The organism is Pseudoalteromonas fuliginea (assembly GCF_000690055.1).
In the GTDB taxonomy this organism is placed as follows: Bacteria; Pseudomonadota; Gammaproteobacteria; order Enterobacterales; family Alteromonadaceae; genus Pseudoalteromonas; species Pseudoalteromonas fuliginea.
On record NZ_JJNZ01000031.1, the window covers coordinates 8,183 to 23,184 of the forward strand.

Genomic DNA, 15,002 nt, shown 5'->3' on the forward strand with positions numbered 1-15,002 from the left:
AAAGGCAAATAATAGCTAATGACAGCGCAATTTGAACACGTATCCGTTTTAATGGACGAAACCATAGATGCCCTTGCAATTAAGCCAGACGGCATATACATGGACGGCACTTTTGGACGTGGCGGTCATTCAGGGCAAATATTAGCACGCCTTGGTAATGAAGGTCGTTTGCAAGCGATTGACCAAGATCCGCAGGCAATACAATCAGCTGAAAAGTTTGCTGATGATCCGCGATTTGCAATTGCACATACTCGCTTTTCAAAACTTTACGAAGTAGCAGAGCAAAACGATCTCATTGGTAAAGTCGACGGGATTTTATTAGATATAGGTGTGTCGTCGCCACAGTTAGATGATGCTGGGCGTGGTTTTAGTTTCATGAAAGACGGCCCACTAGATATGCGTATGGATCCAACAAGTGGTCGCAGTGCAGCCCAATGGTTAGCTGAAGCTGAATTGGATGATATTACCCATGTAATTAAAAAGCTGGGTGAAGAGAAATTTGGTAAGCGTATTGCGCATAAAATACTTGAGATTAGAGAGCACACGCCAATTACTACGACTAAGCAGTTAGCTGATTTAGTCGATGAAGCAGTACCTGTAAAAGATAAGTTTAAACACCCTGCTACTCGTACTTTTCAGGCGATCCGTATTTATATTAATAGCGAACTTGAAGAGATTCAAACGGCATTGCAGTCTGCAATTAAGGTCCTTAAACCCGGTGGTCGTTTGGTTGTTATTTCGTTTCATTCATTAGAAGATCGTATTGTAAAACAGTTTATTAGAAAACAGAGTCGGGGAGAAGTATTACCCAGAGGTCTGCCTTTAACTGACGCACAAATAAATAAAAATCTGACGTTAAAGGCAGTGGGTAAAGCGATTAAGCCAAGTGCCGCTGAAGTTGAGCGTAATCCGCGTTCTCGTAGCTCTGTACTTAGGATTGCTCAGAGGCTGGAATGAATATAAAAGCGAATCATCGTCAACCACCTAATTTATTTTTTGAAATTGTTAAAGGCCTAGGAGCTAATAAGCTTACCTCGGCCTTGTTGGTTGTGATATTCGCGTCAAGTTTAACTGTGGTACAAGTAACACATCTTGCTCGAGGGCAACTTATTGAACAAGATTCGTTACTCCAAGAGCGTGATGAACTTGATTTAGAATGGCGTTATTTATTAGTTGAAGAGGAATTTTATTCACAGCATGCACGTATCGAAGAAATTGCGAAATCACAGCTAAAAATGAAACGACCAACGAGTCAAGATGAACAGGTAATAATACTGCAATGAGAAATCGAGGCAAAAAACCAGTAAATAACTTAATTACATGGCGCTTTATGCTGGTGTGTGGCGTTGTGTTTATGGTGTTTGTAACACTGGTATCTCGTGCTGCTTATTTACAAGTAATTGAACCTGACAAAGCCCGTTCTGAAAGTGATAAACGTACCGTACGTGTCGAAAAACTTCATGTCCAGCGTGGGATGATTTTTGATCGTAATGGCAAAGAGCTCGCGGTGAGTGTACCGGTAGTGAGTGTGTATGCAGATCCTAAAGCACTTCACAAATCACTTGTTTCTAAAGTGATTAAGCAAGCGCGTAAAAATGGCGAGGATCAACAATCACTTGCAGACAATGCGGTCGAACTTGATAAACGTACAGTGCAGTATTACAAAAATGATATGCGCTGGCGTGAACTCGCTGACGTTCTGCGTACCGATCCGAAAAAAATTAATTCACGCCTTCTTAACGATCCTTCTCGTCGCTTTGTTTACTTAAAACGCCAAGTAACTCCTGCCGTTGCAAATTATATTGGCGACTTACGTTTGCCTGGCATTCATTTATTAGATGAATCTAAGCGTTATTACCCTGCCGGTGAAGTAACTGCACATATTATTGGTTTCACCAATATAGATGGCAAAGGTATTGAAGGTATTGAAAAGCTGTATGAGAATGCATTAACGGGCGAAGAAGGCCGTCGTACTATACGCAAAGATGCACAAGGACGCGAAGTAGAAGTGCTTGATGAGCGCGAACGCGTAGAACCTGAAAGTATTCAGTTAAGTATTGATCAACGTATTCAAGGCATCGCTTATAAAGCGATTAAATCTGCTGTACTTACTTATAAAGCGACATCGGGTTCAGCGATGGTTGTTGATATAAAAACAGGCGAAGTATTAGCGATGGTTAATAGCCCTTCGTTTAATCCAAACAACTTAAGCGATGCTGCCCCGCATAAGCGCCGTAACCGCGCAATTACCGATTTGTTTGAACCAGGCTCAACTGTTAAGCCCCTAGCCATTTTAGCTGGGCTAGACTACGGCGCAATTAAAGCCGATGACAAAATTGATACTTACCCTGGTTGGATGCGTTTAGGCGGTAGCTTAGTTCAAGATACTCGCAATCATGGTGAGATGACACTGCGCGAAATTTTAAAATACTCTTCAAATATGGGAGTTACGAAAGTAACGCAGTTAGTACCTAAAGATTATTTAGTGGGATTGTTTCAAAAGGTAGGGTTTGGCTCAGATTCAGGCACCGGTATGGTGGGGGAAAGCAGTGGTTTGTTTTACCCTAATCGCCGTTGGTCGGATCATGAAATTGCTGCGCTTTCATTTGGTTACAATATTGCAGTAAGTACAGCCCAAATGGCACGATTTTATGCCATGTTAGGCGCTGGGGGAGTCAACCGTCCATTAACGATTTTAAAACAAGATAATGTACCAGAAGGCGAACGTATTTTTAAACAAAAAGACGTAGAAGCCGTAGTCCATATGATGGAAAGTATATTTGAAGAGGGCGGCACAGCCAGTCGCGTTAAAGTTGATGGCTATCGGGCAGCAGGTAAAACAGGTACATCTAAAAAAGCAGCTGTTGGTGGTTATGGTGACGAATATGTTGGCTATTTTGCAGGTGTCGCACCTGCAAGTAATCCTCGATTAGCCGTTGTTGTTATGATTAATGAACCCGGCGGGGATGTGTACTACGGAGGGGCCACCGCTGGGCCTGCATTTGCTGAAATAATTTCGAATTCATTAAGAATATTAAATGTAGCACCGGACAAGGAAGATGTTGCCTACGTGGAAGGTAAAAAGAACGATGCGTGATTTAAGAGATATTTTAAAATACATCGAAATTGATGCGCCCTCGCAACTGGTAAAACATTTACGCATTGATAGTCGTGAGGTAACACCAGGTGATGTATTTGTTGCTATTAAAGGCCATTCACTTGATGGCGGACAATTTATTGCTAAAGCAATTGAAAATGGCGCAACAGCTATTATTGCTGACAGATTATGCGAATTTGAAACAAGTTTCGAACCACTATATTTAGTTTCAGAGTTTGATAAAAAGCTTCCAGAATTAGCAAGTCGCTTTTATAACCAACCAAGTCAGGCTTTGGATTTAATTGGTGTGACTGGCACAAATGGTAAATCAACCACCACAGCAATGATTGCTCACTTAGCGCAATTTTGTAGTACTGAGTCAGCGATTATTGGCACGCTAGGTTATGGACATCCTAATAACTTAACTCCACTGATGAATACTACGCCTTCAACGGTTGATTTACAGCATATTTTGAGTGATCTAAATTTACAGCATAAAAAGCTAGTCGCCATGGAAGTGTCATCGCATGGGTTAGTGCAACAGCGTGTTGCTAAATGTGAATTTAAAGCGGCTGTGTTTACTAATCTTTCGCGTGATCACTTAGATTATCATGGTGATATAGCAAGTTACGGTGATGCAAAATTAATGCTTTTTCGTGATTTTGAACCGCAAGTTGTGGTGCTTAATCAAGATGATTTTCAAGCAGAGCAATGGCTTGAAAAGTATGATTTTAATAATCTAATTTGTTATGGTCGCAAAAACTTAGCTCCTAAGAATACTCGATACGTCTATTTTTCTGATGTTGAATATTCAAGTGTAGGTATTTCGGCGCAGTTATCGACGAGTTGGGGTGATATATCAATTAAATCGCCTCTGTTTGGCGAATTTAATTTATATAACTTAACGGCAGCGCTCGCTACATTGCTAGGGCTTGGTTATCCGCTAGAGCAATTAATTACAGGTTGTGCGCAGTTACAGCCAGTCGCTGGGCGAATGCAAGCATTTAGTCAAGCAGGCATGCCAACGTGTGTTGTTGATTACGCACATACGCCCGATGCACTTGCACTTGCATTGCAAGCATTGCAACAGCATGTACCAGGTGGTGTGAGTTGTGTATTTGGTTGCGGTGGTGACAGAGATAAAGGTAAGCGAGTATTAATGGCGCAAGCAGCTGAGAAAAATGCTAATAAAGTTATTATTACCAGCGATAACCCGCGATCTGAAAATCCTGATGACATTATTGCTGATGTGGCTGGCGGTTTAGTGAACCCTCAAGACGCACATTTAGAGGCTGATAGAGCAACTGCAATTCGTTTTGCTATAGAAAATGCTACAGCTGATGATGTTATTTTAATTGCAGGTAAAGGCCACGAAGATTATCAAATTATAGGCGATAAGCGCATCGACTTTTGCGATCGCCGTTATGTACAAGAACAACTAAAAAAAGCAGTAAGAGGGATAACACAATGATCCCAATGGATTTTGATTGGTTAGCCAATGTACTAACAACCGATTATCAAGGTGATAATCAACAAGTGCTTAATATAAATACTGATACTCGTACAGTGTGCGATGGCGAAGTGTTTTTAGCACTTAAAGGGCCCAATTTTGATGGCCATAAATTTATAGCTGAGGCTAAACAAAAAGGCGCTATTGGCGTTATTGTTCAGCACAAAGTAGATGTAGATATTCCACAATTTATAGTAAGCGATACACGTATTGCACTAGGTGCAATTGGCACTGCTGTTATGGCGCAAGTGGCGCCTAAAACAATTGCAATTACAGGGAGTGTAGGTAAAACCACCGTAAAAGAAATGTGTGCAGCAATTTTGTCGGTTCACGGTGATGTATTAGCTACTAAAGGTAATTTTAATAACGATATTGGCGTCCCACTTACGTTATTGCGCTTAGAGCCTCAACATCGTTTTGCAGTAATTGAACTAGGTGCAAATCACTTAGGTGAAATTGCCTACACAACTGCAATGACCAAACCAGATGTAGCCGTTGTATGTAATGTTGCAGCCGCTCACTTAGAAGGCTTTGGCAGCTTAATGGGGGTTGCAAAAGCTAAAGGTGAGATTTTTGATGGCCTAAAAGATGACGGCGTTGCCATTGTTAATTGCGATAGTGAATTTAGCCAGTATTGGTTAGATAAACTTGAAGGGCGTAATGTTAAACGTTTTTCTACAACCGAAAAACTCGACATTTGGGCAGAGAATATCACGCTTGATGCCAATGCGCGTGCAAGCTTTACGCTTTGTACTAAAGACAAGCAAGTCCCTGTTACTTTGGCGCTACCTGGCAAGCACAATATTAGTAACGCACTTATTGCGGCTGCACTTACTAGTGAATTTGATGTAACTGTTGAAGAAATAGCCAATGCACTTGCCACTATGGGTGATGTAAAAGGGCGCGTTAATCTAATTGAAGTGTCTGATTTACTCACCGTGGTTGATGATACCTATAATGCCAATGTTAAGTCGGTAAAGGCTGCGATTGACTTGTTAAGTGATATGCAAGGTCACCGCATTTTAGCGCTGGGAGACATGGGGGAGCTAGGTGAAGATGCACGTAAATATCACCAAGAAGTTGGTGAGTATGCACTTGAGCAAGGGATTGATGAGTTATTTACATTAGGTGTATTAAGTAAATGCGCAAGTGATGTGTTTGAACTCCCTAATCGCCACTTTTCGAGCCGTGAACAAATGCAGCAAAAAATTCAAGAAAGTATTAATAAAGTGAATACAAAAACAACAATAGTAGTGAAAGGATCGCGCAGTTCTCGCATGGAATTATTAGTAACCGATTTAGTTAATGGCCAGCAACAAGCCATCAATGGAGTATCATAATGTTAGTTTGGCTGGCAGAGTATTTAACCCAGTATTTTAGTGGTTTTCATGTTTTTTCGTATTTAACGCTACGTGCCATTTTAGGTATTTTAACTGCGCTAATTATGTCTCTTTATTTAGGACCTAAGTTAATTCGTGGTTTGCAACGTATGCAGATAGGTCAAACGGTTCGAGACGATGGTCCGCAATCGCATCTATCTAAGTCGGGTACGCCGACTATGGGTGGCTTACTTATTTTAGCGGCTATTTTTACCAGTACGCTACTATGGGCTGATTTATCGAATAAGTATGTATGGGCAACGCTGTTTGTAATTGGCTCATTAGGTATTGTTGGCTTTGTTGATGACTACCGTAAAGTTATCCGTAAAGATCCAAAAGGTTTAATTGCTAAATGGAAATATTTTTGGCAGTCAGTAATTGCGTTAGTGGTAGCGACAGCATTGTATTTTACCAGTGCACAAGCTTCTGAAACATCACTTGTTGTTCCATTTTTTAAAGATGTATTGCCGCAACTTGGCTTGTTTTATATTGTGCTTACGTATTTTGCAATAGTAGGGACATCAAATGCAGTAAACCTGACCGACGGGCTTGATGGCTTAGCCATCGTACCCACTATTTTAGTCGCCGCAGCATTGGCAATTATTGCTTACTTAACAGGTAATATTAACTTTTCGGCTTACTTACATATTCCGCATTTACCGCTAGCAAGTGAGCTTGTGGTTGTGTGTACTGCCATTGTGGGTGCAGGGCTTGGCTTTTTGTGGTTTAACACTTACCCAGCACAAGTATTTATGGGTGATGTAGGCTCATTAGCACTTGGTGGTGCATTAGGTATTATTGCTGTTTTAGTACGCCAAGAATTACTGCTTATTATTATGGGCGGCGTATTTGTTATGGAAGCACTCTCGGTCATATTACAAGTGGGATCGTATAAATTACGTGGGCAACGCATTTTTAGAATGGCGCCAATTCATCATCATTACGAATTAAAAGGTTGGCCGGAGCCACGTGTTATCGTACGCTTTTGGATTATTTCTATTGTGCTAGTCCTCGCTGGTCTAGCGACATTAAAGATTCGATAAATGCAGTATTTAAACGAGATAAAAAATAAACAAATAACAGTGCTCGGACTCGGTGTTACCGGTCTGGGCATTGTGCGTTTTTTATTATCTCATAGCCTTATGCCAAAAGTTGTTGATAGCCGTACAAACCCTCCAGGGATTGATTGGCTTAAAGAGCATGCACCAAATCTAGATACACACTTTGGTAATTTGGATGACGCAGAGCTTCGTTCAAGCGATATAATTATTATAAGTCCAGGGCTTAGCTTAAAAATACCAGCTGTTGCAGATGCAATTAACGCAGGTGTTGAAGTGATTGGCGACGTTGAGTTATTTGCACGTATTAATACAAAACCGGTTGTTGCAGTAACTGGCTCCAACGGTAAATCAACCGTGGTTACGCTCGCTTATGAAGTATTAAAAGAAGCCGGCTATAAAGTTGCTTTGGGTGGGAATATTGGCACTGCGGTGCTGGATTTACTCAATGATGATTTTGATGTGTATGTACTTGAGCTATCTAGTTTTCAGCTAGACACCACAAAGAGCTTAAAGCCAATAAGTGCAACGGTATTAAATGTGTCAGAAGATCACCTTGACCGCTACGACAGTTACCAAGCTTATATAGACTCAAAGCTAAGTATTTATGACGGTGCAGAGCTTATTGTAGTTAATACTGACGATAGTCAAACGCATCCAGTTGAGCGCAGTACAACCCCCAAAATTAGCTTTGGTGTTCAACAAGGTGATTACCATTTAGCGCAATACAATAACGAAACTCACTTTATGGTTAAAGGCGATGCCTTTTTACCAGTGAGTACGCTTGCTGTAGTGGGTAAACACAATTATTTAAACACACTTGCTGTAATGGCGCTTTTAAGTCTGTTTGAAGTAAGCAAAGAGCAGTATGTAAACGCGTTGAGCCAATTTAATGGGTTGGCGCATCGCTGCCAATTTGTAGCTGAATTTAATGGTGTAAAATATTTTAACGATTCAAAGGCGACTAATGTTGGGGCAACTATTGCAGCAATAGATAGCTTAGCTAGTGATGGTGAAAACCTGATTGTTATTGCAGGTGGTGATGCCAAAGGCGCTGATTTAAATGCCCTTAAACCTTATATTCAACGGCATGTTAAAGCATTAATTTGTTTCGGCAAAGATGCAAGCGACTTAGCTGCGATTACCAATAAGAGCTATTTAACTAACAATATGGAAGAAGCCGTTGCTTTGGCCAAAGTACTTAGTCGTGCTGGCAATATTGTTTTGTTAGCCCCTGCGTGTGCCAGTATTGATATGTATAACAACTATATGCAACGCGGTGATGACTTTGTTGAGTGCGTTATGGCGGAGAAAGTATGATTGCCTTTGCCGATATAAAAGACGCATTAACACCTAAGCCTTCGGCGCAGTTATACGATGTACCGCTATTGTACTGCGTAATAATGCTGATAGGTGTTGGTTTTATCATGGTAACCAGCGCATCAATGCCGACCGCTGAACGATTATTTGATAACTCGTATCATATTACTATTCGTCACAGTATGTTTTTAGCTATGGCTTTTGTTCTTTTTTGGATAACGGTTTGTGTACCAATGGATTGGTGGAAAAGATCAAACCCTTATTTATTAATATTAGGCATGGTGCTGTTAATAGCCGTATTAATTATTGGTCGTGAAGTGAATGGAGCTAGGCGATGGATCCCTATTGGCCCGGTTGGTTTTCAGGTGGCTGAGGCTGCAAAGCTGTATTTTTTTAGTTATATTGCGGGCTATTTAGTAAGAAAACGCGAAGAGGTACAAGAAAATATTAAAGGCTTTGCAAAGCCTATTGCTGTATTTGCGGTATATGCTCTGCTTATTTTGCTGCAACCCGATTTGGGCACCGTAGTTGTTATGTTTGTAACTACGGTTGGTCTGCTATTTTTAGCCGGTGCTAAGTTATGGCAGTTTTTTGTACTTATTTTAACGGGGGTTGGCCTCGTTGTTTTACTTATAATTGTTGAGCCATATCGTATGGCACGTGTTGTTGGCTTTTTAGATCCCTGGGATGATCCTTTTGGTAAAGGTTATCAGTTGGTGCAATCGCTAATGGCATATAGCCAAGGTGGTTGGTTTGGCCAAGGCCTTGGCAACAGCGTACAAAAGCTACAATATTTACCTGAAGCGCATAACGATTTTATTTTTGCTGTTATAGGTGAAGAACTAGGTTTAATCGGCGTTGTAAGTATTTTAATGGTATTAGCTACCTTGGTATTTAGAGCGCTATTAATTGGTCAGCAAGCATTAAAGTGTGGCAAAGAATATGAAGGCTATTTTTCGTTTGCTATTGGTATTTGGTTTGCGTTTCAAACCATGGTTAATGTAGGTGCGAGTGCGGGTATTTTACCAACAAAAGGATTAACACTGCCGTTTATTTCTTACGGTGGATCAAGCTTAATGATTATGACGATAGCCACGGGCATTTTATTACGCGTAGATTTTGAGACTAAGATGGCAACAAAACAAGCCACTTCACGCGGAGGTAAGCGATGAGTAAAAAATTAGTCGTTGTAGCTGGTGGAACTGGCGGGCATATTTTCCCTGGTATCGCTGTAGCTGACTATTTAAAACAACAAGGCTGGCAAGTTAGCTGGATAGGAACACCTGATAGAATGGAAGCTGACGTTGTTCCAAAGCATAACATAGACATTGATTTTATTGATGTTAAGGGTGTGCGTGGTAACGGTATAAAACGTCTTGTTAAAGCGCCATTTATGGTGCTTAACGCCATATTGCAAGCACGTAAAGTTTTAAAAAAACAGCGTCCAGATGTCGTACTTGCTATGGGCGGGTATGTAACTGGACCAACAGGTATTGCTGCCAAAAGTTTAGGTATTCCGCTGGTTATTCATGAGCAAAATGCGGTAGCGGGCATGAGTAACAAATTGCTAGCTAAGGTGGCTACACGTGTATTAGCAGCATTTCCAAGTGCTTTTGCACAGGGTCAAGCTGAACTTGTTGGCAATCCGGTACGTCAAAGTGTTATTGATATACCAAAGCGTTATGTATCAAGCCCAATAAATATGTTGGTAGTGGGTGGTTCACTTGGGGCACAAGTACTTAACCAAACATTACCTGAAGCATTTAAAGTATTGAGTAATACCACCGCAATTAGTGTGTGGCATCAAACAGGTAAAGGCCATTTACACAGCGTTAAAGAGGCTTATAAAGCACACAGTTTTGATAGTAATAACTTAAACGTTGCTGAATTTATTGATGATATGGATACGGCTTATGCTTGGGCTGATATTGTCATTTGCCGCGCGGGTGCGTTAACGGTTAGTGAAATTGCTGCGGCTGGAAAAATGGCTATATTTGTTCCGTTTCCTCATGCAGTGGACGACCATCAAACAGCGAATGCACAGTATTTAGTAATGGCAAATGGGGCTTTGTTAATGCCTCAAGCACAGTTTAATCAACATTCAATTGTTGAGCTTTTAAATCCTTATTTAGCTAAGCCTATATTAATTAAACAAATGGCAGCAAATGCTCAAAAGCAAGCCATTTTAGATGCCACAGTAAGCGTTGCAGCACACTGTGAGCAAGTAACAAATAAGAGAGTGTAAGTGAAAGAAGCATCAGTACAAGAAAAACACACACGACCTGCAATGCGTCGAATTGATACTATCCATTTTATTGGCATTGGTGGTGCCGGTATGGGCGGTATTGCTGAAGTACTCGCATTTGAAGGCTACCGTATTACAGGTTCTGACATTGCTCATAGCGCTATGACAGATCGCTTAATTAAAGCCGGTGCTGAGGTATTTATTGGTCATCACGAAAATAACGTAAAAGATGCTAACGTAGTCGTTGTTTCAAGTGCTATTGATGAAACAAACCCTGAGATTGTTGCAGCAAAAGCAGCAAGAGTTCCGGTTGTGCGCCGCGCAGAAATGCTCGCGGAGTTAATGCGTTTTCGCCATGGTATAGCGATTGCGGGGACGCATGGTAAAACAACGACAACAAGCCTAATTGCGAGTATTTATGGACAGGCGGGGCTTGATCCAACTTTTATTATTGGTGGCTTGTTAAATAGCGCAGGTAGTAACGCAAAAGTAGGAAAAAGTGATTTTTTAATAGCAGAAGCTGATGAAAGCGACGCGTCGTTTTTACACTTGCAGCCAATGGTTTCGGTGATCACAAATATTGAAGAAGATCACATGGATACTTACGGCGGCAGTCTCGAAAAAATGAAAGACACATATGTAGATTTCATTCATAACTTACCGTTTTATGGTTTAGCTGTTGTATGTATTGATTCTGAAGTTGCTGCTGAACTTATCCCGCGATTTGGTCGCCCAGTTATCACGTATGGCGAATCGAAGGATGCTGATTACCGCATGAGCGACTTTAGCCAATCAGCTAATACGTGCACATTTACAGTAACTAACAAACAAGGTGAGTGTTTAACTGCCACGTTGAATATGCCAGGTAGACACAACGCACTTAATGCAACCGCAGCGATTGCTGTAGCAAAAGATCAAAACATTGCTAACCATGCAATTTTAGAAGCGCTGCAGAAGTTTGAAGGCATTGGTCGTCGTTTTCAACACTATGGTGAATTTGAAAACGAGCGTGGCAATGTGATGTTAGTTGATGATTATGGGCATCACCCTTCAGAAGTTGCAGCAACAATTGCTGCAGTGCGTGAAGGTTGGCCTGATAAGCGCTTAGTTATGGTATATCAACCACATAGATTTTCTCGTACACGCGACTTGTACGAAGATTTTGTAAAAGTACTTGCTGATGTAGATCAGTTACTATTACTTGATGTGTATAGCGCAGGTGAAGACCCTATAGTCGGTGCTGATAGTAAAAGCCTCTGTAGAAGTTTACGCCAACGTGGCAAAGAGCCACTTCATGTTGCTTCAAGTTCAGAGCTTGCAGGTGTCCTCGGTGAATGCCTAAAAAATAACGATTTAGTATTAACCCAAGGCGCAGGTAATATAGGCCAATTAGTAAAAACCTTAGCTGCAACGGGTATGTCGATAGAAAAACTTAAGCAAGGTGAAGTATGACCCAGGTAAACACACAATTTGGTAAAGTAGCGGTGCTGTTAGGTGGCAATTCAGCAGAGCGTGAAGTGTCATTAAAATCTGGTCAAGCTGTTTTAAATGCACTGCAAAGTAGTGGCATTGATGCAATTGCATTTGACCCACAAAGTCGTTCTTTGTGGGAATTAAAAGAATTAAATGTAGAGCGCGTTTTTATTGCGTTACATGGTCGTGGTGGTGAAGATGGCACCGTACAAGGTGCGCTTGAATTTATGAACCTGCCTTACACAGGTAGTAATGTATTGGGCTCAGCCCTCGCTATGGATAAAATTCGCTGTAAACACTTGTTTAAATCTGCGGGTCTAAGTACGGCCCCTTATGCGGTTGTCGATGCTAAAAAAGGCTTTGATGCAGTTGCCATTATGGATGAGTTTAAAAAGGTAATGGTTAAGCCATCGCACGAAGGCTCAAGCATAGGTATGGCACAAGCAAGTAATGCGCAAGAGTTAGAAGAAGCACTCGCTAATGCATTTAAGTTTGATAGCCAAGTACTTGTCGAACAGTGGATTACAGGACGAGAGTTCACGGTTACTGTATTGGGTGATGAAGTACAGCCTGTAATTGAGATGACCACGCCTAATGGTTTTTACGATTACCAAGCTAAGTATCAATCAAACACGACGCAATATCATTGCCCTGCAAATTTATCAAAGCACGATACAGAGCACTTACAAGAAATTTCACTTGATGCATTTGACCTTGTAGGTGCAAGTGGCTGGGGACGTGTGGATGCAATGCAAGATGAGCAAGGACACTTTTACCTACTAGAGGTAAATACAGTACCTGGCATGACTGAAAAATCACTAGTACCAATGGCTGCAAAAGCGAATGGGGCAAGTTTTGAGCAATTAGTTGTTCGCATTTTGGAGCAAACACTTTAATATGCACCCCCTTTTAGAAAAAGCTCAGAAAATCAAACAGCAACTAAATTGGTCGCTCATTTTTGGTGTGAGCTTTTTTCTAATTGTTGTGATTGGCTTAATACAGATCACGGCGGGGATTTCGCATTGGTTAGTTGAAAATAAAGATGCTCAAATTAAGCATTTAACAGTGCAAGGGCATCCTAAGTACACTGATGAAACGGCAATAATAAAAGCAATAAAAAGAGCCGATTTAAGTAGTTTTTTTGAACTTGATGTAAAACATGTGCAACAACTGGTGCAAGATTTACCTTGGGTTGCGACAGTATCAGTACGTAAGCAATGGCCAGATACTTTGCAAGTATATGTTGTTGAGCATGATGCTGTGGCACATTGGAATAGTGATTTATTACTAAATCAAAAAGGTGAAGCTTTTCAGGCTAGTAGCGATAAACTAAATGTAGATTTACCGCAATTATTCGGGCCAGAAGGCAGTGAACAAGAAGCATGGTTAGCTTTTAAACAGTTTGATGAAATGCTTAAAGTAAATGCGTTAACATTAAATAGTTTAGCGTTGTCTGAGCGTTTTTCATGGCAACTGTGGTTAGATAATGGTGTACGTTTAAATTTAGGGCGTAAAGATAAAGCCAAGCGAGTTCAGCGCTTTATAGATGTTTACCCGAGAATGAAACATCCTGAAAATGCACAGATAGATACAATCGATTTACGGTATGATACCGGCCTTGCAGTAAGCTTTAAGCCAATGCAAGAAGAACAATTACAAAATAAGAGTAAGGCATGACTAAGTCAGCAGAAAGAAACCTCGTGATTGGATTAGATGTTGGTACCTCGAAAGTGGTTGCCACGGTAGGTGAAATCACCGCAGATAACAAACTCAGTATTGTTGGTGTGGGCAGCCAAGTGTCTCGTGGTATGGATAAAGGCGGCGTTAACGATTTAAACTTGGTATCTGAGTCTATTCGACGAGCTATAGACGAAGCTGAGTTAATGGCTGATTGTCGTATTAGTTCTGTGTACCTTGGTATCTCTGGTAAGCATATTCAGTGCCAGAACGAGAGTGGTGTGGTTGCTATTAACAACACTGAAGTGACCGATGAAGATATTGAAAATGTCATTCATATTGCACGCTCTGTGCCTATCTCGGCAGAGCGTAAAATGCTGCATGCATTGCCGCAAGAATACAGTATTGATATGCAAGAGGGCATTAAAAACCCACTTGGTATGAGTGGTGTTCGTATGGAAGCGCGAGCACATATCATTACTTGCTCAAACGATATGGCAAAAAACATTGAAAAATGTGTAGAACGTTGTGGTCTTGAAGTCGATCAACTTATCTTTACCGCACTAGCATCATGTTATTCTGTATTAACAGATGACGAAAAAGAGCTAGGTGTTGCAGTACTTGATATTGGTGGCGGTACTATGGATATCACTATTTATATTAATGGTGCACTTCGCCATTCTGCCGTTATTCCTGTTGCTGGTAATCAGGTTACAGGTGATATTGCAAAAATATTTCGTACACCTATATCACATGCAGAGTCACTCAAAGTACAATACGCATGTGCTAGTAGCCAAATGGCAAGTAGCGAAGACACAATTGAAGTACCAAGTGTTGGCGGACGACCAGCAAGATTGATGTCACGCCATACATTGTCAGAGGTAGTAGAACCTCGTTTTAGAGAATTATTTGAGCTTGCGATGGAAGAGATTCGTCGTTCTGGTTTAGAAGATCAAATTGCTGCAGGCCTCGTTGTTACTGGTGGTACTGCTAAAATGACTGGTGCAATGGAAGTGGCAGAAGACATTTTCCAAATGCCAGTTAGAATAGGAAAACCAATTGGGATAGTTGGTTTGACAGACTATGTAGATGATCCCTCGTACGCAACTGCTGTTGGTTTGTTACAATACGGACGTACAATGCAATCGATGAATGCACAAAAGTCGAAAGCAGAAGGGAACAATAATTTATGGAACCGTGTTACAAAATGGTTTCAAGGCGAGTTTTAATGCTCAAGTCGGAG

Annotated in this window: 13 protein-coding genes; all 13 read left to right on the forward strand. The window is 41.0% G+C overall.

Annotated elements, in window-relative coordinates:
• The first annotated feature begins 18 nt into the window (after positions 1–18).
• The 13 genes from rsmH to ftsA are packed head-to-tail and all read left to right on the forward strand — an operon-like array spanning position 19 to position 14,988.
• Positions 19–957 (forward strand): 16S rRNA (cytosine(1402)-N(4))-methyltransferase RsmH, encoded by a 939-nt coding sequence (gene rsmH, locus DC53_RS09870; protein WP_007376984.1) that lies wholly within the window; start codon positions 19–21, stop codon positions 955–957.
• Entirely contained in the window at positions 954–1,283 is a 330-nt protein-coding gene (gene ftsL / locus DC53_RS09865) for a cell division protein FtsL (RefSeq protein WP_007376983.1), read from the forward strand. The genes rsmH and ftsL overlap by 4 nt, the downstream gene beginning before the upstream one ends.
• Positions 1,280–3,097: a peptidoglycan glycosyltransferase FtsI gene (locus DC53_RS09860; RefSeq protein ID WP_007376982.1), complete on the forward strand. Its 1,818-nt coding sequence runs from the start codon at positions 1,280–1,282 to the stop codon at positions 3,095–3,097. Before ftsL ends, DC53_RS09860 begins: the two co-directional genes overlap by 4 nt.
• Positions 3,090–4,568 carry a UDP-N-acetylmuramoyl-L-alanyl-D-glutamate--2,6-diaminopimelate ligase gene (gene murE, locus DC53_RS09855; RefSeq protein ID WP_033029903.1) on the forward strand — a complete coding sequence of 493 codons (1,479 nt, stop codon included), beginning with the start codon at positions 3,090–3,092 and terminating at the stop codon, positions 4,566–4,568. The genes DC53_RS09860 and murE overlap by 8 nt, the downstream gene beginning before the upstream one ends.
• Positions 4,565–5,947, forward strand: coding sequence for a UDP-N-acetylmuramoyl-tripeptide--D-alanyl-D-alanine ligase (locus tag DC53_RS09850; RefSeq protein WP_033029904.1), 1,383 nt, complete (start codon positions 4,565–4,567; stop codon positions 5,945–5,947). The genes murE and DC53_RS09850 overlap by 4 nt, the downstream gene beginning before the upstream one ends.
• Positions 5,947–7,029 carry a phospho-N-acetylmuramoyl-pentapeptide-transferase gene (mraY, locus tag DC53_RS09845; RefSeq protein WP_007376979.1) on the forward strand — a complete coding sequence of 361 codons (1,083 nt, stop codon included), beginning with the start codon at positions 5,947–5,949 and terminating at the stop codon, positions 7,027–7,029. The genes DC53_RS09850 and mraY overlap by 1 nt, the downstream gene beginning before the upstream one ends.
• Positions 7,030–8,364 (forward strand): UDP-N-acetylmuramoyl-L-alanine--D-glutamate ligase, encoded by a 1,335-nt coding sequence (gene murD / locus DC53_RS09840; protein ID WP_033029906.1) that lies wholly within the window; start codon positions 7,030–7,032, stop codon positions 8,362–8,364. It begins immediately after the preceding gene.
• On the forward strand, positions 8,361–9,536 hold the full coding sequence (gene ftsW, locus DC53_RS09835) for a cell division protein FtsW (protein WP_007376977.1): 1,176 nt from the start codon (positions 8,361–8,363) through the stop codon (positions 9,534–9,536). Before murD ends, ftsW begins: the two co-directional genes overlap by 4 nt.
• The gene (gene murG / locus DC53_RS09830; protein ID WP_033029910.1) at positions 9,533–10,609 is read left to right on the forward strand and encodes an undecaprenyldiphospho-muramoylpentapeptide beta-N-acetylglucosaminyltransferase; all 1,077 of its coding nucleotides are present in this window, start codon (positions 9,533–9,535) and stop codon (positions 10,607–10,609) included. The genes ftsW and murG overlap by 4 nt, the downstream gene beginning before the upstream one ends.
• On the forward strand, positions 10,610–12,061 hold the full coding sequence (gene murC, locus DC53_RS09825; protein ID WP_008135027.1) for a UDP-N-acetylmuramate--L-alanine ligase: 1,452 nt from the start codon (positions 10,610–10,612) through the stop codon (positions 12,059–12,061).
• Complete coding sequence (locus DC53_RS09820) at positions 12,058–12,978, forward strand: D-alanine--D-alanine ligase (RefSeq protein WP_033029912.1); 921 nt, start codon at positions 12,058–12,060, stop codon at positions 12,976–12,978. Before murC ends, DC53_RS09820 begins: the two co-directional genes overlap by 4 nt.
• 1 nt (position 12,979) lies before the next feature.
• Positions 12,980–13,759 (forward strand): cell division protein FtsQ/DivIB, encoded by a 780-nt coding sequence (locus tag DC53_RS09815; RefSeq protein ID WP_033029914.1) that lies wholly within the window; start codon positions 12,980–12,982, stop codon positions 13,757–13,759.
• Positions 13,756–14,988, forward strand: coding sequence for a cell division protein FtsA (gene ftsA, locus DC53_RS09810; protein WP_033023600.1), 1,233 nt, complete (start codon positions 13,756–13,758; stop codon positions 14,986–14,988). Before DC53_RS09815 ends, ftsA begins: the two co-directional genes overlap by 4 nt.
• Positions 14,989–15,002: the final 14 nt, after the last annotated feature.